The sequence below is a fragment of the Flavobacterium sp. I-STPP5a genome (genome assembly GCF_009764685.1).
In the GTDB taxonomy this organism is placed as follows: Bacteria; Bacteroidota; Bacteroidia; order Flavobacteriales; family Flavobacteriaceae; genus Flavobacterium.
Window position 1 is genome coordinate 15,534 of the sequence record NZ_VHLM01000019.1, and the last position, 19,250, is coordinate 34,783.

The 19,250-nt window shown below is 35.1% G+C and carries 18 protein-coding genes; 9 read left to right on the forward strand and 9 right to left on the reverse strand.

Going from position 1 to position 19,250, the window contains the following annotated elements; genetic code table 11:
- Positions 1 to 153: 153 nt before the first annotated feature.
- From FJV36_RS04265 to FJV36_RS04275, 3 genes are all read left to right on the forward strand, one after another.
- Positions 154 to 2,154: a S9 family peptidase gene (locus FJV36_RS04265; protein ID WP_158729528.1), complete on the forward strand. Its 2,001-nt coding sequence runs from the start codon at positions 154 to 156 to the stop codon at positions 2,152 to 2,154.
- A gap of 164 nt (positions 2,155 to 2,318) precedes the next feature.
- Positions 2,319 to 3,413, forward strand: coding sequence for a sensor histidine kinase (locus tag FJV36_RS04270; RefSeq protein WP_233264592.1), 1,095 nt, complete (start codon positions 2,319 to 2,321; stop codon positions 3,411 to 3,413).
- 6 nt (positions 3,414 to 3,419) lie between these two features.
- Positions 3,420 to 4,142, forward strand: coding sequence for a LytTR family DNA-binding domain-containing protein (locus FJV36_RS04275; protein ID WP_086453683.1), 723 nt, complete (start codon positions 3,420 to 3,422; stop codon positions 4,140 to 4,142).
- A gap of 246 nt (positions 4,143 to 4,388) precedes the next feature.
- Here the strand turns inward: FJV36_RS04275 and FJV36_RS04280 are convergent, their stop codons facing one another.
- Positions 4,389 to 5,615, reverse strand: a complete 1,227-nt coding sequence (locus tag FJV36_RS04280; protein WP_158729529.1) for a 3-deoxy-D-manno-octulosonic acid transferase — start codon at positions 5,613 to 5,615, stop codon at positions 4,389 to 4,391.
- A 219-nt stretch (positions 5,616 to 5,834) separates the two neighbouring features.
- On the opposite strand from FJV36_RS04280, the gene FJV36_RS04285 reads away from it, so the two are divergent.
- The 4 genes from FJV36_RS04285 (at position 5,835) to FJV36_RS04300 (ending at position 8,664) form a co-directional block, all read left to right on the forward strand.
- Positions 5,835 to 6,965, forward strand: coding sequence for a DegT/DnrJ/EryC1/StrS aminotransferase family protein (locus tag FJV36_RS04285; RefSeq protein ID WP_158729530.1), 1,131 nt, complete (start codon positions 5,835 to 5,837; stop codon positions 6,963 to 6,965).
- A 64-nt stretch (positions 6,966 to 7,029) separates the two neighbouring features.
- On the forward strand, positions 7,030 to 8,043 hold the full coding sequence (galE, locus tag FJV36_RS04290; RefSeq protein ID WP_158729531.1) for a UDP-glucose 4-epimerase GalE: 1,014 nt from the start codon (positions 7,030 to 7,032) through the stop codon (positions 8,041 to 8,043).
- 118 nt (positions 8,044 to 8,161) lie between these two features.
- Positions 8,162 to 8,359, forward strand: coding sequence for a hypothetical protein (locus tag FJV36_RS04295; protein WP_158729532.1), 198 nt, complete (start codon positions 8,162 to 8,164; stop codon positions 8,357 to 8,359).
- Positions 8,347 to 8,664 (forward strand): hypothetical protein, encoded by a 318-nt coding sequence (locus FJV36_RS04300; protein WP_158729533.1) that lies wholly within the window; start codon positions 8,347 to 8,349, stop codon positions 8,662 to 8,664. Before FJV36_RS04295 ends, FJV36_RS04300 begins: the two co-directional genes overlap by 13 nt.
- Positions 8,665 to 8,708: 44 nt before the next feature.
- Here FJV36_RS04300 and FJV36_RS04305 read toward each other — a convergent pair whose 3' ends face one another.
- Positions 8,709 to 8,960, reverse strand: coding sequence for a hypothetical protein (locus FJV36_RS04305; protein WP_086453677.1), 252 nt, complete (start codon positions 8,958 to 8,960; stop codon positions 8,709 to 8,711).
- A gap of 92 nt (positions 8,961 to 9,052) precedes the next feature.
- Positions 9,053 to 9,925 (reverse strand): ACP S-malonyltransferase, encoded by an 873-nt coding sequence (gene fabD, locus FJV36_RS04310; protein WP_158729534.1) that lies wholly within the window; start codon positions 9,923 to 9,925, stop codon positions 9,053 to 9,055.
- 167 nt (positions 9,926 to 10,092) lie between these two features.
- Between fabD and FJV36_RS04315 the strand changes: the two genes are divergently transcribed.
- Positions 10,093 to 11,736, forward strand: a complete 1,644-nt coding sequence (locus FJV36_RS04315; RefSeq protein ID WP_158729535.1) for a hypothetical protein — start codon at positions 10,093 to 10,095, stop codon at positions 11,734 to 11,736.
- Between the two features lie 59 nt (positions 11,737 to 11,795).
- On the opposite strand, the gene FJV36_RS04320 is transcribed toward FJV36_RS04315, so the two are convergent.
- Positions 11,796 to 12,125, reverse strand: coding sequence for a DUF6370 family protein (locus FJV36_RS04320; protein WP_144889421.1), 330 nt, complete (start codon positions 12,123 to 12,125; stop codon positions 11,796 to 11,798).
- Between the two features lie 36 nt (positions 12,126 to 12,161).
- Positions 12,162 to 12,524 (reverse strand): DUF983 domain-containing protein, encoded by a 363-nt coding sequence (locus FJV36_RS04325; protein WP_086453673.1) that lies wholly within the window; start codon positions 12,522 to 12,524, stop codon positions 12,162 to 12,164.
- Between the two features lie 91 nt (positions 12,525 to 12,615).
- On the opposite strand from FJV36_RS04325, the gene FJV36_RS04330 reads away from it, so the two are divergent.
- Complete coding sequence (locus tag FJV36_RS04330; RefSeq protein ID WP_158729536.1) at positions 12,616 to 13,479, forward strand: AraC family transcriptional regulator; 864 nt, start codon at positions 12,616 to 12,618, stop codon at positions 13,477 to 13,479.
- 228 nt (positions 13,480 to 13,707) lie between these two features.
- Here the strand turns inward: FJV36_RS04330 and purT are convergent, their stop codons facing one another.
- From purT to FJV36_RS04350, 4 genes are all read right to left on the reverse strand, one after another.
- Positions 13,708 to 14,868, reverse strand: coding sequence for a formate-dependent phosphoribosylglycinamide formyltransferase (purT, locus tag FJV36_RS04335; protein ID WP_158729537.1), 1,161 nt, complete (start codon positions 14,866 to 14,868; stop codon positions 13,708 to 13,710).
- A 352-nt stretch (positions 14,869 to 15,220) separates the two neighbouring features.
- Positions 15,221 to 17,089, reverse strand: coding sequence for a U32 family peptidase (locus tag FJV36_RS04340; protein WP_158729538.1), 1,869 nt, complete (start codon positions 17,087 to 17,089; stop codon positions 15,221 to 15,223).
- A gap of 263 nt (positions 17,090 to 17,352) precedes the next feature.
- The gene (locus tag FJV36_RS04345; protein ID WP_158729539.1) at positions 17,353 to 17,811 is read right to left on the reverse strand and encodes a PA2169 family four-helix-bundle protein; all 459 of its coding nucleotides are present in this window, start codon (positions 17,809 to 17,811) and stop codon (positions 17,353 to 17,355) included.
- Between the two features lie 221 nt (positions 17,812 to 18,032).
- A complete protein-coding gene (locus FJV36_RS04350) occupies positions 18,033 to 19,217 on the reverse strand; it encodes a pyridoxal phosphate-dependent aminotransferase (RefSeq protein ID WP_144889405.1) in 1,185 nt (394 codons plus the stop codon).
- Positions 19,218 to 19,250 lie beyond the last annotated feature (33 nt).

Consider the following 19,250-nt stretch of genomic DNA (forward strand, 5'->3'; position numbering starts at 1 on the left):
AAGGGTTAGTTATTTTAAAAGCAGTTTTTGGTTTTGTAATAGGTTTTTTACTAGTTTACTTAATGAAATTAATAATGGCTTAAAAAATATATCATCAATCAAATCAATCAAAACAAATCAATCAAATCAAATCAATCAAAATCAATTTAAATCATGAAAAAAAATATCATTGTACTTGCACTAGCAATAATGGGATTGTCAAATGCCAATGCACAAACACCTCAACTTGAAGCAAAAAGACCTGGCGATATTTCGCTGCCTTCGTCGAAAGGAGATCTAGAAAAATTAGCCTCTTTTGATAACGGAAATTACAAATATGCTGTTGAAGATTTCTTTACAAAAGCAAAAGCAAGAACGTTTAGATTATCACCTGACGGATTACGCATGTCTTATTTTCAAAAAATGGATAACGGCAAAACCAATGTGTACGTAAAGGAGATTAAAACAGGCAAAGTTTCTCTGGTAATAGAGGAAAAAGAAGAACTCATCAAAACGTATTTTTGGTTGAATAATGAGCGATTAATTTATGCCATGGATAAAGGAGGAAATGAAAATATACATGTTTATTCTGCTGGTATTGATGGTTCTGCTCCAATTGATTTGACGCCTTTTGACGGTGTACAGGCAGAAATTAATACGGTACTAAAAAATCAAAGAGATTTTATTATCGTTTCTATGAATAAGGAAAACAAGCAACTTAAGGAACCTTATAAAATCAATACCAAAACGGGAGCGATAGAAAGATTATATGCCAATACGGACCTTAAAAACCCAATACTGGTCTATAATTTTGATCAAGATGGTAATCTAATAGGCTTTGTAAGAGTGGCTAATGGAATAAGTATGCAGTATTACTATAAGCCTTCAGGTGCTAACGATTTTAAATTGTTAAAAGAATTTGAATCTACAGAAACCTTCACATTTGTTTCTTTAAATTACCAAACGCCCAATCCAGATGATGCTTATGTAATATCAAATTTAGAATCTGATAAAGCACAAATTGTTTTGTATGATTTGAAGCAGAATAAGATGATTAAAGAAATTTATTCTAACCCGACCTTTGATTCTAATATTCTAGGGCTTTCTGAAAAAAGAAAGTTTGAAGTGGACTACGTTGGTTTTAACGGAGAAAAAAACACCATCATCCCAATAAGTAAAACTTTTAAAAAGATATACGACAACATACAAAAGGAATTTAAGGATGCGCAATTTTCAATTGTTTCCCAAAGTGATGATGAAGAAAAAATGTTGATCATTGTTTCTAGTGATAAATTTTACGGAAAATATTATCAATATGATTCGAAGTTAAATAAATTGACTTATATGTTCGATTTAATGCCAAAACTAGAACAAAAAGATATGGCTGTAATGCAACCGATTTCGTTTAAAAGTCGTGACGGAATTTTAATTTACGGGTATATCACCTTGCCTAAAGAGGCTTTAGAAGGAAAAAAGGCACCTTTAATTGTTAATCCGCACGGTGGCCCACAAACGTTAAGAGACAGTTGGGGATTTAGTCCAGAAGCACAATTGTTTGCTAGTCGCGGCTATGCCACTTTACATGTAAACTTCCGAATTTCAGGAGGATACGGAAAAGAATTTTTGAAAGCAGGATATGGTCAAATTGGACGTAAAGTGATGGATGATATTGAAGATGGAGTGCAATATGTATTGTCACAGGGATGGATAAATAAAGATAAAATTGCTATTTATGGTGCAAGTCACGGAGGGTACGCCACTTTGATGGGATTAGTAAAAACACCTGATTTATATGCGTGTGGAGTGGATTATGTAGGAATTTCAAACATTGAAACTTTTTTCAGCTCTTTTCCTGAATATTGGAAACCTTATACAGAAGCGACAAAGAAAATTTGGTATGATTTAGATAATCCTGCACAGGCTAAAATTGCCAAAGACGTATCGCCTTTTTATCAAGTCGATAAAATCAAAAAGCCTTTGTTTGTGATTCAAGGTGCAAATGATCCAAGGGTTAACATTGGAGAATCAGATCAAATTGTGACTGCTTTACGCAAAAAAGGATTTGAAGTTCCTTATCTGCTCAAGTACAATGAAGGACATGGTTTTCTTAGAGAAGAAAATCAAATTGAGCTTTATAAATCAATGCTTGGCTTTTTTGCACAACACTTGAAGTAGTAAAAATTAATTTGAAAAAGTTTACTTTTGGCGGAGTAGTTGTACTTCGCCAAAAGTTTTAAAAGAGTTGTTTAATTTAAAATAAAACAAAATGGTAAAACTTATTTTGATTACAGTTATAAAGATTGTGGAGTACTTCACAGCACTAATTTCATAATAAAACAATGAAAACGAATTCAATAGAAAAAATATCAAAAAGAAAAAACACGTTTTGGATCATTCAAATTGTGATCTGGACTATTGTACTAGGCTTTATATTTATACCTCCAATGTTAGACCCTAAAAGAAATGTTTTAAGATATGAAAAATGGCAATTGGTTTTGGATTATGTATCTTATACTGTTGCTATCCTTGTTGTGACCTATTCTGTACGGTTCTTTTTTAATAAATATATTGATTTTGAAAGTTTTACGAGAAGAGATCTTTTTAAAATAATTGTAGTGTTTGTGATCTCAATCGCTATCTATTATTCATTCGTAATTGGGTATAACTATTTGATGCTTACATATGTGTATAAAAGGCCAGAAGTTTTAGATCACCCTAGCCAAAGTGTATTGGCAAATATTGTATTCATCATTTTGTTTTCTATTTTGTTTTTTTTGTGGATAATTTCATATACTGTTGTTAAAACAATTTTATTACTAAAAGACAATAAAATGAATCGATTAGAATTAGAGTCTACGCTCAAAGAGTCACAGATTAATGCTTTAAAAGGGCAAATTAATCCGCATTTTATGTTTAACAGTTTAAATAATATTCGCGGTTTGATTCTGGAAAATCCAATGAAATCAAGGGAAATGATCACGCGATTGTCTGAAATGCTGCGGTATTCTTTGACAAAAAGTGAAATCAACACCATTGCACTTGAGGAAGAAATTGAAATGGTTGAAAATTTTATCGCCATTTCAAAAATTCAATTAGAAGATCGATTGCAATTTATTTCAGAAATAGAAGAAGAGACTTTAAAATTGCCTATTCCGCCTATGATCATTCAAATGTTGATTGAAAATGCCATAAAACATGGAATTTCGCAACTAAAAAATGGCGGTATTTTATTGTTGAAAATCAAAAAAGAAAATACCAATTTACATATTCAAGTTAAGAATACAGGGAATTTGTCTCAACAAACAGGAACTACACAATTAGGTCTTAAAAATATTCAAAGAAGATTACACTTAATTTACGGCGAAAACGCCACTTTTTCACTTAATGAAATTGAAAATGAAGTCATTGCTAAAATAACACTACCTATTTCTTAGTAACCGATGAAAAAAATAAAAGCTGTCATAGTCGAAGATTCTCGTTTGGCTCGCAATGAGCTAAAGGAATTAATTAAAAATCACCCTGAAATTCAAATAATTGGTGAAGCCGAAAATGTAGATTTGGGTTTTGAACTCATCAACAATACGCAGCCCGACTTGCTTTTTCTGGACATCAACATGCCTGAAAAAGATGGTTTTGCCTTGCTTGAAATGCTCGATAATGTACCTATTACGGTTTTTACGACCGCCTTTGATGAGTATGCTATCAAGTCATTTGAATACAATGCGCTCGATTATTTGTTAAAACCAATCAATCCAAAAAGGTTTGCACAAGCAATAGAAAAAGTAAATACCAATTTGATCGAAAGAGCCGAAAAAAATGAGAAGAAACTAGCTTTAGACAATCAGATTTTTATCAGAGATGGCGAAAAATGCTGGTTGGTTAAAATCTCAGATATTTACTTATTTGAAGTTGATGGCAATTACACCAAAGTATTTTTTCAAAATGAAAAAGCTACGATCAATAAATCATTAAACCAAATTGAGGAAAAACTTCCCGAGAAATATTTTTTTAGAGCCAATAGAAACCAAATTGTAAATGTGCAATACATTGGTAAAATTGAAACCTGGTTTAGCGGTAATCTTTTAGCAGAACTTCCAAAAGATATTAAAGTGGAAATTTCTCGAAGACAAGCCAGCAATTTCAAAGACAAGCTAAGTTTATAGCAATGACTTAGTCTTCATTCAAGGCGGAAATGGTTATTAATTTGAATTCTAGTTTACAGCTCTTTTGCAAGAATTATTAAAATTAGCTTGTTCTCTAAATCATAAATAGAATTATGCAACAGTAAGCACAATGATTCTTAATTTTCTTAATGAACTTAATGGTTTATTGATTTGTGAAAGTTCTATTGGTTGACTAGACTAGTTTAATTGTTTATAACTTATTTGACAAAACCCACTATAAACGGGTTAAATTCGACTCACAATCATTTGCGTTGCGCCTTTGTTCATCTGTACAAAAGTGCTGCACATATGTCCTTTTTCGTGACGGATATCCTCATTTCGAATTAAATTTTCAAAAGCCTCGTTCAATTCTTGTTGATTGTTTATGGCAGTACACGCTTCCATATTAACCAATGCGATAGCTTCTGCAAAATGCGAATAATTGGAACCAATAACAATTGGAACACCAAAAGTAGCTGGTTCTAATACATTGTGCACGCCAGGATTCCCAAAGCCTCCACCTACATAAGCAATATCAGCATAACTGTAAATTTTGGTCAAAATCCCAATGGTGTCAATGATAAAAACATCAAAATCTGCCAGGTTTTTATTTTCTTTTTCAGAGAATAAAACAGTTTTTCGACTGATGCTGTTTTTGAGTTTTTGAATTTGATCGTCTTTAATATTGTGAGGAGCAATTATAAATTTCACATTCAATGCAGTCGAGTTAAGGAAGTTTACAATAAAATCTTCATCCTTTGGCCAAGAACTTCCCACAACAATTGTGGTAGTGTTATCCTTAAATTGAGCAATAAAATTCAGAGCATTATCTTTTTCTAAAATGGTAGCCACACGATCAAAACGGGTGTCACCAGTCACAATAACATTGGTTTTGCCTAATTGTTGCAAAAGTTTTTTAGAACTTTCATTCTGTACAAAAAAGTAAGTAAAAGCATCAAGCGCTTTTTTATAAAAACCGCCATACCATTTAAAAAAGGCTTGGTTTTTTCTTAAAATTCCAGAAATCAAATAGCTTTTTATGTCGCGTTTTTTGAGTTCGTTTAAGTAATTCGGCCAATATTCGTACTTGATAAAAAATACCATTTCAGGATGAACGAGGTCAAGAAATTGTTGTGCGTTTTCCTTTGTGTCCATTGGTAAATAAACCGTTATATCAGCTACAGCATTGTTTTTTCGGACTTCGTAACCTGATGGGGAAAAAAAAGTCAAGATAATTTTATGGCTTGGGAATTGTTCTTTAATTTTTTCAATCACGGGCAATCCTTGCTCATATTCGCCCAGTGATGCGGCATGAAACCAGATAGTTTTGTCTGTTGGTTTTATTTGCTGTTCAAGTTGCGTAAAAACACCTTTTCTGCCGTCTACAAAAAGTTTCATTTTTGGACTAAAAAGCGCCACAATCTTTAAAATAAAACTCGCAACTAAAACTAATAAATTGTAGATAAAAAGCATGGCTAAAATTTTTGGGCTAAAATACGTTTTCTTTAAGTGAATTTCTAACGCATCATTTTTTTAAATTTCAAGACTGCGTTTATTTTATTGTATTACCTGCTTTTTAAGAAACGTTGCATTGGTATCAAGACATAAATAACTATTTTTGTTCTTCGTTTTAAGAAAGGAACAAGAATGCAATCGCAGACTTCTCTTTCGAACATTAAACTGAAAATCGAAATGAAAAAAATCCAAATGGTTGACTTGAAAAGTCAATATGAAAAAATAAAAAATGTTGTAGATGCTTCAATTCAGGAAGTTTTAGACACTAATACGTATATCAACGGACCTAAAGTGCATGAATTTCAAAAATCACTAGAGAAATATTTAGATGTAAAGCACGTAATTCCTTGTGCCAATGGTACTGATGCCTTGCAAATTGCAATGATGGGATTGGATTTAAAACCTGGTGATGAGGTAATTACTGCCGATTTTACTTTTGCAGCCACTGTTGAGGTAATCGCTTTGTTGCAACTAACTCCCGTATTAGTAGATGTAGACATGTACAACATGAACATCTCTATTGATGGGATTCGTAAAGCCATAACTCCAAAAACAAAAGCGATTGTACCGGTTCATTTATTTGGACGTGCAGCCAATATGGAAGCGATTATGGCTATTGCCAAAGAACATAATTTGTATGTGATAGAGGATAACGCACAAGCTATTGGCGCTAATTGCAAATTCTCTGACGGTACAAAAAAGAAAGCAGGAACTATTGGTCATGTAGGAGCGACATCATTTTTTCCTTCTAAAAATTTAGGATGTTATGGTGATGGTGGAGCAATTTTCACGAATGATGATGCTTTGGCTCACAAACTTCGCGGAATAGTAAATCACGGTATGTATGAGCGTTACCACCACGATGTTGTGGGAGTAAACTCAAGACTAGACAGCATACAAGCTGCGGTTTTGAATGCAAAATTGCCTTTATTAGATCAATACGGAAAAGCCAGACAAGATGCAGCACGTAAATATTCTGCAGCTTTTGAAGGGCACAAAAATATAATTGCACCAAGTATTTGTGATATTTGTGACTGTCACGTTTTTCATCAGTATACATTACGAATTATCGATGCAGATAGAAATGGCTTGATGCAACATTTGTTAGACAAAGGCATTCCTTGTGCCATTTATTACCCAATTCCGTTGCATTCGCAAAAAGCTTACGCTGACGCTAGATATAAAGAAGAGGATTTTCCGGTAACCAATCAATTGGTTAAAGAAGTGCTTTCTTTACCAATGCACACAGAATTGGACGATGAACAAATAGAATTCATTACATTGAGTGTTTTAGAATATTTAGGATAATTGTAGAGACGCGATTTATCGCGTCTTTTTTATGAAATAAAATTTAATAATATATTAATAAAGTATGAAAATACTAGTAACAGGAGGTTTAGGATTTATAGGATCACATACCGTTGTTGAATTGCAAAATGAGGGATTCGAAGTTGTAGTTGTAGATGATTTATCTAATACGTCTTTGAATGTCTTAGATGGTATTCAAAACATTACGGGTGTGAAGCCTGCATTCGAAAAAATTGATTTAAGAGAGAAAGATAATGTTCAAGATTTTTTTAAAAGAAATCATGATATTGCAGGTGTCATACATTTTGCGGCTTCAAAAGCGGTGGGCGAAAGTGTTGAAAATCCGTTGTTGTATTATGAAAACAACATCAGTGCTTTGATTTATTTGTTGCAGGAGTTACAGCAAAAGCCAGAAGCCAATTTTATTTTTAGTTCCTCTTGTACGGTTTACGGTCAAGCCGAAACGATGCCGATTACTGAGAATGCGTCTATTCAAACAGCGATGTCTCCGTACGGGAATACTAAACAAATAGGTGAAGAAATTATCACCGACACAGCGAAAGTAACCAATATCAACGCTATTTTATTGCGTTATTTTAATCCAATTGGATCGCATCCATCAGCTGAAATTGGGGAGTTGCCATTGGGAGTGCCACAAAACTTAGTGCCTTTTATTACGCAAACAGGAATGGGTTTGCGTGCAGAATTATCGGTTTATGGGAACGATTATCCTACGCCTGATGGAACTGCCATTCGCGATTATATTCACGTAGTCGATTTGGCGAAAGCCCATGTTATTGCATTACAGCGCTTATTGAATAAGAAAAATGAAACCAAAGTGGAGACGTTTAATCTAGGTACCGGTACCGGAAGCTCTGTTCTAGAAGTTATTGAAACTTTCGAGAAAGTAAGTGGCAATAAGTTGCCTTATAAAATTGTGGGTCGACGAGAAGGTGACATCACATCAGCTTACGCCAGTACTGAAAGAGCTAATGAAATTTTAGGTTGGAAAGCACAATCAACACTAGAAGAAGCCATGGCAAGTGCTTGGAAATGGGAACAGAAAGTTCGTTTGTAGCGCTAGATCTTAGACGCTCTTGCTAAATAGAATGAAAATCCTGAATTATCGCAATGATAATTCAGGATTTTTTCTTTTAAGTAATTTGTTGTAAATTCGTTAAACTAAGAAATGAGTCATGGATGCTGAAAAAAACAAATCTGAAAATAGTAAAGCCGAAGAGCCTTCAATAGGTTATGAAACTTCAAAAATTAGGTTTAAGGGAATTGATAGAGCTACTTTTAATTTTGATGAAGAAGTGAAAAAAGGTTTGACTCCCGAGGAATTTAAATTTGAGATGTATAAAAGAATAAAAGCCTATCCTTGGAAAAAGTAATTTTTAAGGAAGAAATTCTACTATATTTTGATGAACTGATTTCTATACTCTTCGATCGAGAATATTTTAGTTACGAAAAGAATGCAATACTTTATGTTGATAAGATTGTAGATTTTATTATCTTAGAAATTAATAGTTTTCCGCATAAATCAACTCCACAAAAACTCCGTCATTTAGGATCAAACTATATTTTTTACAAAGCGAATAATCGAACTACTTGGTACATATTCTTTGAAAGAAAAGATTCCGTATTTTTAATCACAGGGATTAGTAATAATCATTGTGAAGAAGCTAAGAAGCTGTGAGAAAAAGAAAAGCCAAATCGGAACAGATTTGGCTTTTTTATGATTTATTTTTTTGCTGCTTCTTTCATTTTAGCAGCTGCTTCATCTAATTTTGCTGCACCTTTTTCAAGTGCTTTTCCAGTTTTTGATTGTAAAGTATCTACAGCCTTGTCCATTTTTACAGTGGCAGTATCTATTTTCGCTTCTAATTCAGTACCTACGGCATCTTTCGCCTCGTCTAATTTAGCTTTCGTTTCTTCTTTACAAGATACTGTTACTAGTGCTAAAAATGCTATTCCTAAAATTACTTTTTTCATATTCAATTTATTTATGTGTTTGTAATTTTAAAGATATAAAAAAATCCTCATAAAAATAGTTTCATGAGGATTTTTTAAGATTGAAAAGTAGCTTAGGCGTTGGCTGTAACTGCTTCTTTATTGATTTTTCCAATTAATCCAGCTAGTACTTTTCCAGGACCAACTTCGGTAAATAGGGTTGCTCCATCAGCAATCATTTGCTGTACAGATTGCGTCCATTTTACAGGAGCGGTTAATTGAATGATTAAATTTTTCTTGATTTCGTTCGGGTCCGAAATGGCACTTGCAGTTACGTTTTGATATACCGGACATATTGGTGTTGAAAAAGTAGTGGCCTCAATAGCTGCTGCAAGTTCTTCACGAGCTGGCTCCATCATTGGGGAGTGAAAAGCACCACCTACTGGTAATATCAAAGCTCTTTTGGCACCCGCTTCTTTCATTTTTTCGCACGCTAATTCAACGGCTTTGTATTCACCAGAAATTACCAATTGACCCGGACAGTTATAATTGGCAGCAACCACAACACCATCGATAGAAGCGCAAATGTCTTCAACAATTTTGTCGTCTAAGTTTAAAACAGCGGCCATAGTTGATGGAGTAATTTCGCAAGCTTTTTGCATGGCCAAAGCCCTTTGAGAAACTAGTTTTAAACCGTCTTCAAACGATAAAGCACCATTAGCAACTAGTGCAGAGAATTCGCCAAGAGAATGTCCTGCTACCATTTCTGGAGTAAAATTTTCTAAAGTTTTAGCCAATATTACAGAGTGTAAAAAAACTGCTGGTTGAGTTACTTTGGTTTCTTTTAATTCTTCGGCAGTTCCTTCAAACATGATATCGGTGATGCGGAATCCTAAAATTTCATTGGCTTTTTCAAATAATTCTTTTGCAAGTGGATTACTCTCGTATAAGTCTTTACCCATACCTGTAAATTGTGCGCCTTGACCGGGAAATACGTATGCTTTCATGTGTTTATTTTAAAGATTGAATATTACTAGGGATTGAAAATGTATTTCAATCAGCTTGCAAAAATACTATTTTTTTACAAGCGACAATAGTTTCCTTTTTTTCGGAATAGTACTGTAACGCTTTTTGATGTACGAAGACTAATTTGGTACACAAATAACTTTTCAAAATGAAAAAGACATTTACTTTTATTTTTTTATTGCTTTTAGGGTTTTTATTGGTTTACAATAACCTACCCGTTTTCAATTACGGTTTTCCGGGATTTGCTTTTATTGTACTTATTTTATTGGTTTTAGCTCTTTTGTTTTCGACGGGATTTGCTGTTTCAGGTTCCAATAATCAGTTGAAAGTGGTCTCGAAACCCAGTCGTTTTTTGGTGTATGCTTTTCTTGTTGTTTTAGGTTATTGTACGGTTTTGCCATTTGTAACTAGTCTCAAAATGTTTCGCTCTGATTCGTACCAAAAGTTACTTGGTAAGGTCAAAAACGGCGACAAAATAACCACTCACATCGCTCCAATTGCAATTGACAAAATTCGTGTTGTTGATGAAGAATTAGCACACTTGCTGGGAGAAAAAATATTGGGATCGCAACCAGCTCTAGGTAGCCAGGTAGAATTAGGTGATTTTTGTATTCAAAAAGTAAATAATAGTTTGTATTGGGTAGCACCTTTGTTACACTCTGGTTTTTTTAAATGGTTCAATAATCAAGAGGGAACAGCAGGATATGTTATGGTTTCAGCAACCAATGAGCGTGATGTAAAACTGGTACAAAACATAGCGGGTAAAGCAATCAAAATTAAGTACCAGCAAGGAGCTTTTTTTCAAAGTAATATTCACAGGCATATTTATTTTAACGGAAATGCGACAGTAGGTTTGACTGATTTTAGTTTTGAAATTGACGATGCTGGAAATCCGTTTTGGATTGTAACTAAATATGCTAAAAAAATAGGTTTCTCAGGAAGAGATGCCATTGGTGTAGCTGTTGTCAATGCACAAACTGGAGCTATTGTAGAATACTCTATTGATAAGACACCAAAATGGGTGGATAGAATTCAGCCTTTAGAATTTATTGAAGATCAGTTGAATGATTGGGGCGAATACGTGCATGGATATTGGAATTTTTCGAACGCGAATAAACTTCAAATTACCGAAGGTTTGACATTAGTTTACGGAAACGATAACAAATCATACTGGTATACGGGTTTGACATCAGTAGGAAAGGACGAATCTGCTGTGGGTTTTGTATTGGTGGATACCAGAACCAAAGAAACTACTTTTTACAAACAAGGTGGAGCAACTGAATTTGCTGCCCAAAGTTCGGCTCAGGGTAAAGTTCAAGAAAAAGGATATGAGGCATCTTTGCCTATTCCTTACAACATAAATAACATTCCAACGTATGTGATGACTTTGAAAGATAAAGGCGGATTAGTTAAAATGTTTGCTATGGTTGCAATTTCGGATTATACCATTGTAGGTGTTGGAAATACCATGCGTGAAACGCTGACTTCGTTTAAAAATGTCTATAATATGGCAGATAATAAAATCAATCCTAACAGTGCTGCGACTCAAAAGTCAGTACAATCTATTGTGACGCGCATTCAAAATGATGTAAAAAATGGAAACAGCTTTTATTATTTCAAAGTTAAAGACTATCCTAATATTTTTGTAGGCTCATCGCAAATATCCAATCAACTGCCTGTGACGATGGTGGGTGATAGCGTGATGATTTCTTTTGATGTCGATTTAGAAGAAGTGATTGATGTGGCAACATTTGCCAATAAAACTTTGAAGACAAGTTCAAAAGCAAAATAGATAGAATAGTTTAAGATAAAAAACACCCCAAAAAGTTCACGACTCTTTGGGGTATTTTTTTAGGATTTCTTTTTTTCTTTTGGCAAAAGGGTAAAGGAGGTTGCCTTGAAACGATTGTTGACGACTTCGCCTTGTACAGATGCCTTTCTAATGGCAGAACAAAAGCCATCTTTGGCATGCGCATCTCCGTGAGAATCGATGGAACTGCCATCAACAAAATAAGATTTTCCGTCTATGCGAACGGCTAAATCGCATCCGTGTCCTGTCATACCAAATTGGCATTGACCACAAGAAGCTTCAACAATTTTAGCTTTTTGATTTTCTTTCTTATCCTGAGCGCTGGCAAGTGTAGCCATAAATAGAAGCGCTAAACAAAGTATTTTTTTCATGGTAATAGAGTTATAGAAAACAAAGATACCTGTTTTTTACATCGAATAATTTTTGAACATGTAAATCCATAACAGTCGCGACAAACGAATATTGAACGAAGCTAAGGCGATTATCACAAAGGCAATAATGGGTATGATTCTCAAATCAAATCTTTCCTGAAAGAAAAACTGAGCAATTCCATAAGTGGCTATACTTTGCGCCACTGTTAGGCCATAATTGACATACATAGCTCCAAAAAAATAGCCAGGTTCTTTCTCAAATTTGTAATGACAATGCGAGCAGTATTCGTTCATTTTAGGGAAACCAAAAGTAAAAAATATACTCTTTTCATTAAAAACCTTACCTTTTTGACACTGTGGACAATCATTATTTAGGATATGAGCGATAGCGTGCGACATGATATTTATTTTTATCAAAGGTATTTCTTATTGCTATGCTTAGTATTTTCTATCTTCGCTACTTCTAGGACAATAAAGACATTTAGATATCATGGCTAAGTATCCCATTTACAACATTCAGCGGTTTAATTGCAATGCAGTCAACAGTAGTTTGTATATCAATACCTTTAAAAATCATTTAATTACGCACAGTTTTGTTGAGGAGCCCCACCGTCATAACTCTTATGTTTTAGTGTTTTTTACACAAGGCTCGGGGACGCATGAGATTGATTTTGATGTTTTTGATATTCAGCCAGGAAGCATGTTTTTTATGCAACCTGGACAAATTCACCATTGGCATTTATCCGAAGATGTTGAAGGATATGTTGTTTTTTACTCGCAGGAATTTTACAACCTTTACTTTGGACAAAAAGATATTGCCGACTATCCTTTTTATTCTGCTGTGGATAATAAACCCGAGCTTGTATTACAAACTGCCGAAAGTCTAGCGATTGTGCCGTATTTTGAAAGACTTATCGAGGAGTCACAGTCTCATCAGCCTTGGCAAAAGGATTTCATTTTGAATCTTTTGGACTGCATTCATATTCAAATTGCGCGTAAGTATGAAAGATCGAATTTGCATCAAGCAAATGCTTATAATGTGAAAATTAAAGCTTTTGAAACCGAATTAGAAAAGCATTACAAAACAGAAAAAGCGGCCTCTTTTTATGCAGCCCAGCTTCACATAACGCTGAAACATTTAAATAGAATTTGCAACGAAAGACTCCAAAAAACCACCACCGAAGTGATCACGGACAGAGTTATACTCGAAGCCAAACGCATGTTGTTTGACAAAGATTTTACGGTGAACGAAATCGCGTCACGTTTAGGATATGAAGATTACTCGTATTTTACCCGATTGTTTAAGAAACATACGGGATTGACACCTAGCCATTTTAGAACCACCAAAAATTAGTTTTTGGTGGAGATGTTTTGTTTTTTCTTTGCCAGTACCACATAGATAATACACAAACTGCAAAAAGTATTAATGAAATACAAATAATTAGGCTTTATAAAAGTCACTTCAAGGATTAATGAAGTACTGTTTATAATGAGCGCGCAACTAGATAGCAAGAGTAGGGTATTTTTAAATTTCATATTGGCAAATATTTAGAATTTATGTCTTACGTTTTAATGCATGCACTTATGGGTGAACCGTTATTTGTGCTGCTGCTTTCTTCGCTTTTTCTACAAGAATGTCAATTGGTGTTTCAAGCGAGTCATTTACTAAAGCGACTCCCATACGTCTATAAGGTCTTGAAGTGGGTTTGCCAAAAATTCTAAAATCAGTTTTGGGTAAAGCAGCAATCTTTTCTATTCCTGTAAAACTAGGGCTTTCAGAGTTTTCAGATGCCAAAATAACGGCACTAGCACCCACTTTTTCTAGGGTGATTTCAAAAATAGGCAAGCTTAAAATAGCACGTAAATGCAATTCGAATTCGTTAAAGTTTTGCGTTCCCGCTAAAGTTACCATTCCTGTGTCGTGAGGTCTTGGTGATAATTCTGAAAAATAAACACCATCATCAGCCAAGAAAAATTCGACTCCAAAAAGTCCTGCTCCTCCCAAAGCTTCGGTAACTTTCTCGGCCATATCTTGGGCTTCGTATAAGTCTTTGTCAGATATTAGGGCAGGTTGCCAGCTTTCTTGATAATCGCCACGTTCTTGTCTATGACCAATTGGAGCACAAAAAAGCGTAGGATTATTATTTTGCGTGACGGTCAATAATGTAATCTCCGAATTGAATTTGACAAAAGCTTCTACAATTACTTCAACTACATCACCACGAGAACCATCAACAGCGTATTGCCAGGCTTTTTCGATATCAGATTCCGTTTTTATGGTCGATTGCCCTTTTCCAGACGAAGACATCAATGGTTTTACCACGCATGGCATTCCGACTTCGGCTACCGCTTTTGTTAATTCTTCGGCGGTGGTGGCGTAACGATAGTTGGCAGTTTTTAATCCAAGATCTTTGGCGGCCAAATCACGAATGGCTTTACGGTTCATCGTAAAGTTGGCTGCTTTTGCGGATGGCACTACGGTTATACCTTGTTTTTCGTAATCATAAAAACGTTCGGTACGAATAGCTTCTATTTCGGGAACGATAAAATCGGGTTGGTGTTTGGCAACAATGCGGTCTAATGCATCGCCGTCAAGCATATTAATGACTTCAAAACCGTGCGCTACTTGCATAGCAGGGGCATTTTCATAACTGTCTACTGCAATTACAGTTTGCCCAATGCGTTGTGCAGCGATTATAAATTCTTTGCCTAATTCGCCAGAGCCGAGGAGTAGTATTTTCATTTTGAAGTTTGTTGTATAGTTGTGGGATTTTAGAATAGTAAAAGTAACTAAAAATGTTTTTAACCGCAAAGTCCGCGAGGATTTACGCGAAGATCGCAAAGCTTTGTGTTGAATTAAAAAGAGTCAATAAAGGCTTCAGTGAAAGCTCTTTGAGCCTTGTGTAAGTTTAGATTCCTTTTGGGTTAAGTTTTAATCGCGAGCTAAGTAACTAAAAATGTTTTTAACCGCAAAGTCCGCGAGGATATACGCGAAGATCGCAAAGCTTTGTGTTGAATTAAAAAAGGTTCGCAAAGACTTTATGAAAAAATCTTTGCGAACCTTGCGTAAGCTTTGTGCTCTTTGCGGTTAAGATCTAATGAAAATGATCTTCTTCAATTTCGAATTCAGCATCTTTTTCCCAAATCTCCATTTCACAGGGTTTACAATTGAATTTGAGTTTGTATTCTAATTCGCCTTGTTTTAATACCAAAGGTTCTTTTACCTTTTTGTCCATATTTTCACGATGGTATTTTGGACAGCGTTCTAATTCGTATTTGATGCAATATTTCGTGGTCATCACCCGTGATTTTCCAGGATCCCACTGCAATTCAAAGGCTTTTTCGATTTCGGTAACGCCGTGACGCTCGTAGAATTTACGGGCTAGTTTGTTTGAAACATTGTACATGAAATCCAGTTTTGTCTCTGGATAAGGATGCGATGTTTTAACCAATTGGTGTTCCTCAACTTTGTAATTAGCCAAACGAATTTCCGACAGTTGTTCGAAAACTGTTCTTCGCATTTCGTTGATTTTGGATATTGGTAGGAACCAATTTTCAGAAAATGCAATTGTAATTTCATCGGCTGTATAAGGCGTGAAACCTGTTTTTGCCAAGTTAATTTTAAAGTTTTCTTCAATCGACTCGTTGTTCTTGGTTCTTTCTTTTTGGTGTGCCAATTGAACCTTACTCACATTACCATCTTCGTCAGTAGCTTTTAATTCAAAGCCATTTTCTGTTTCGGATAAGTGCAAAGTGGTACTTATTTTACGAACCGCACTGTCTTCACGTTCTACAATTTTGATAAAAGCTGCATCGTTGTTACGGTATATAAAAGTACCTTCTTTTAGTTCTTTTAATACATTTGGGTAAGCCAAGCCATTTTCGACTTTATTTACATAAATTCCGTCAGCCTCGTTGTTCTCATTGATGTAACACAAACCGTCGCCGTTGTGGAGTAATTCGCCGTTTTCTATTTCATAAGCGTTACCTACAGTACGAATCAGTTTCCCGATGTATTGCCCTTTTGATTTTGGACTTTCCCAAGAACCGATAGATTGGTGTCTTTCGTTTACAAAATAATCGGTGTATCCACGATTGAAACTTTTGTTCAAAGCTGAGTCAAAAGTGTAGGTACATTTTCCAGAAGAAGCTTTGGTGTAGTTTTCATTCCCTTCCAAGAAAGCATCTAATTTTTGACGTAAATACGAAACATTATTTTTTACATAAACGATATCTTTTAAACGCCCTTCGATTTTAAAGGACATCACGCCGGCTTCTATAAGATTTGGAATTTGATCCGAAACATCAAAATCTTTAATTGAAAGTAAGTGACTGTTCTTGATTAAAGTGTCACCATTACCATCAATTAAGTTGTACGGCAAACGGCAGTTTTGTGCGCAGGAACCACGGTTAGCCGAACGCTCGCCATTGGCCACACTCATATAACAGTTTCCGCTGAATGACACGCAAAGTGCACCGGTTACAAAAAATTCTAACTCAACATCAGCTGTATCTGCAATTTCTTTGATTTGGTGTAAATTCAATTCACGAGCCAAAACGACGCGTTTCATTCCGGCATCTTTCAAGAATTTAATCTTATGAGGATCACGGTTGTTGGCTTGAGTACTAGCATGCAATACAATAGGAGGCAAGTCCATTTCCATGATGGCCATATCTTGCACAATTAAAGCATCAACTTTAATATCATACAATTGCCAAATCATCTGGCGGCAAGTTTCTAGCTCGTTATCGTACAAGATCGTGTTGATAACCACAAAAACTTGTGCATTAAAAAGGTGTGCGTACTCCACCAAAGCAGCCACATCTTCGATAGAGTTGGTGGCATTAGAACGGGCTCCAAATTGTGGTGCACCAATATAAACGGCATCAGCCCCACTATTGATAGCTGCCATACCATGAATTAAATCTTTGGCAGGTGCTAGAATTTCTATTTTTTTCTTCATCGATTTGATGATAAATTAGTTGTTTTTTAACACTTTAGTCTTTTTGGTGGTTCCAAAAAAAAAGTGAGCAAAGGTCTAATAAATTATTCAAGATTTCTAATGAATAGGTGATTTTTTAGAAATAAAAGAAACACTCCATTCGGATTTAAATTGTCCTACTACAAAAGAGCTATTTTAGAATAGAATATGAAATTTTTGGTATTAAATAGAAAACCACTTTGCGATAGAACAAAGTGGTTTTAACATTGAAATGTGAATGGTGCCTAGTGCACTTTTTTGGATTTTATCTCCGTCAAAGTGTGTTGAATGCTTTTTAACTGCTTGGTAATTATTGCAATTTGCGTAGCTTCAAGATTATTTTCTTCTAACACTTTTTGGTATCTCATAACTGCAGCTTCATCTCCTGTGATGCAAGCGTTTAAAATTGCATCAGAATCACCTGCTGTTAAAGATGATTTAATGTCAATCCAAGTACGATGTAAGGACCCTAAAAGTCCACCGCCAGCTGTATCAGTAGATTTTCCAAGTTTATTAATTTCATCTTGCATGGCTACAATAAAGAGGTCGCGTTCTCGTGCATACCCTAGTAAATCGGTTTTTACAGCATGATTGTCTACATGTTCAGCTGCATTTGTATAGCCTAGTTTTCCGTCTTCTAGAATCGAAATAAGTCCTTCAAATGTATCGATGGCTTCTTTTCTGGTTTCATCTGTGTGTGTCATAGCAAATATTTTTTATTAATACTTACTTCAAAGTTGGCGCTATTGGCTTGGTAAATTGTTACAGAATTAAAGCTAATGTTTGTGACTTTTTTGTTATCGAAATCGACTCTGTTACTATTTATTTACTGTTGTTTATGATAGCTTCATTACTGTAAAGTATAAAAAAATGCCCCAAGAAATAAATCTTGAGGCATTGTATATTAAATATTTCAATACTAGTTTTAGGCGACTGCTTCTTTAATGCGACGCAATGCTTCTTTTAATAATTCTTCGCTAGTAGCGTAAGAGAAACGAATGCAGTTTGGATTCCCAAAGGCGTCACCAGTTACAGTAGCTACATTAGCTTCGCTTAGAAGATACATAGAAAAATCATTGGCATCTTTGATAAAAGTTCCTTTAAGAGTTTTTCCAAAGAACGATGAAACGTCAGGAAAAACATAAAAAGCACCTTCTGGAACATTGATTTTGATTCCTGGAATGTCTCTCAGTAATCCTACAACTAAATCTCTACGGCTGTGGAAAGCATCTACCATGTGTTTTAAAACACTCGGGTCAGCATCAACAGCAGTAATTGTAGCGCGTTGCGCTATAGAATTGGCTCCTGAGGTTACTTGTCCTTGAATTTTTGTACACGCTTTTGCAATGAATTCTGGAGCGCCAATGTATCCAATTCTCCAACCTGTCATGGCAAAAGCTTTGGCTACACCATTTACAGTGATTGTTCTTTCTAGCATTCCCGGGATAGATGCAATGCTGCAAAAAGTCCCCGAGAAATTGATGTGCTCATAAATTTCATCAGCAACTACATATACGTGTGGGTATTTTTCTAACACAGCAGCAAGTGCTGTTAATTCCTCACGGCTGTAAACAGATCCTGATGGGTTACATGGCGATGAAAACCACATCATTTTAGTTTTTGGTGTAATGGCAGCTTCTAATTGTGCTGGTGTTATTTTGAAATCTGTTTCTACAGATGTAGGAACTTCAACAGGGACACCTCCTGATAATTTTACAATTTCGAAATACGATACCCAATAAGGTGCTGGCAAAATTACTTCGTCACCATCATTCAGCATTACTTGAGCGATGTTGTACAACGATTGTTTCGCTCCGGTAGAAACCACAATTTGTGTGGGTTTATAGTCTAAATTATTATCTCTTTTAAACTTTCGGCAAATGGCTTCTTTCAGTTCAAGGTAACCTTCAACAGGAGAATAGGTGCTGTAATTTTCATCAATAGCACGTTTTGCTGCTTCTTTGATAAAATCAGGCGTATTAAAATCAGGTTCACCAAGGCTTAAACTGATGATGTCTTTACCTTGGGCTTTTAATTCTCTGGCTAAAGCCGCCATGGCTAAGGTTTGTGAAGTAGATAAATTATTTATTCTATCGGATAATGGATTCATTGGTATTAAGTTGTAGTTAGTTTTAATATGTTA

What these genes read in the sequence shown, in the direction of transcription:
- FJV36_RS04340 (WP_158729538.1), bottom strand. Translation starts at nt 17,089, where the DNA reads ATGAAGAAAAAAATAGAAATTCTAGCACCTGCCAAAGATTTAATTCAT.
- FJV36_RS04345 (WP_158729539.1), bottom strand. Translation starts at nt 17,811, where the DNA reads ATGACACACACAGATGAAACCAGAAAAGAAGCCATCGATACATTTGAA.
- FJV36_RS04265 (WP_158729528.1), top strand. Translation starts at nt 154, where the DNA reads ATGAAAAAAAATATCATTGTACTTGCACTAGCAATAATGGGATTGTCA.
- FJV36_RS04315 (WP_158729535.1), top strand. Translation starts at nt 10,093, where the DNA reads ATGAAAAAGACATTTACTTTTATTTTTTTATTGCTTTTAGGGTTTTTA.
- FJV36_RS04350 (WP_144889405.1), bottom strand. Translation starts at nt 19,217, where the DNA reads ATGAATCCATTATCCGATAGAATAAATAATTTATCTACTTCACAAACC.
- FJV36_RS04285 (WP_158729530.1), top strand. Translation starts at nt 5,835, where the DNA reads ATGAAAAAAATCCAAATGGTTGACTTGAAAAGTCAATATGAAAAAATA.
- FJV36_RS04280 (WP_158729529.1), bottom strand. Translation starts at nt 5,615, where the DNA reads ATGCTTTTTATCTACAATTTATTAGTTTTAGTTGCGAGTTTTATTTTA.
- FJV36_RS04275 (WP_086453683.1), top strand. Translation starts at nt 3,420, where the DNA reads ATGAAAAAAATAAAAGCTGTCATAGTCGAAGATTCTCGTTTGGCTCGC.
- FJV36_RS04295 (WP_158729532.1), top strand. Translation starts at nt 8,162, where the DNA reads ATGGATGCTGAAAAAAACAAATCTGAAAATAGTAAAGCCGAAGAGCCT.
- FJV36_RS04270 (WP_233264592.1), top strand. Translation starts at nt 2,319, where the DNA reads ATGAAAACGAATTCAATAGAAAAAATATCAAAAAGAAAAAACACGTTT.
- FJV36_RS04325 (WP_086453673.1), bottom strand. Translation starts at nt 12,524, where the DNA reads ATGTCGCACGCTATCGCTCATATCCTAAATAATGATTGTCCACAGTGT.
- FJV36_RS04305 (WP_086453677.1), bottom strand. Translation starts at nt 8,960, where the DNA reads ATGAAAAAAGTAATTTTAGGAATAGCATTTTTAGCACTAGTAACAGTA.
- fabD (WP_158729534.1), bottom strand. Translation starts at nt 9,925, where the DNA reads ATGAAAGCATACGTATTTCCCGGTCAAGGCGCACAATTTACAGGTATG.
- FJV36_RS04320 (WP_144889421.1), bottom strand. Translation starts at nt 12,125, where the DNA reads ATGAAAAAAATACTTTGTTTAGCGCTTCTATTTATGGCTACACTTGCC.
- galE (WP_158729531.1), top strand. Translation starts at nt 7,030, where the DNA reads ATGAAAATACTAGTAACAGGAGGTTTAGGATTTATAGGATCACATACC.
- FJV36_RS04330 (WP_158729536.1), top strand. Translation starts at nt 12,616, where the DNA reads ATGGCTAAGTATCCCATTTACAACATTCAGCGGTTTAATTGCAATGCA.
- purT (WP_158729537.1), bottom strand. Translation starts at nt 14,868, where the DNA reads ATGAAAATACTACTCCTCGGCTCTGGCGAATTAGGCAAAGAATTTATA.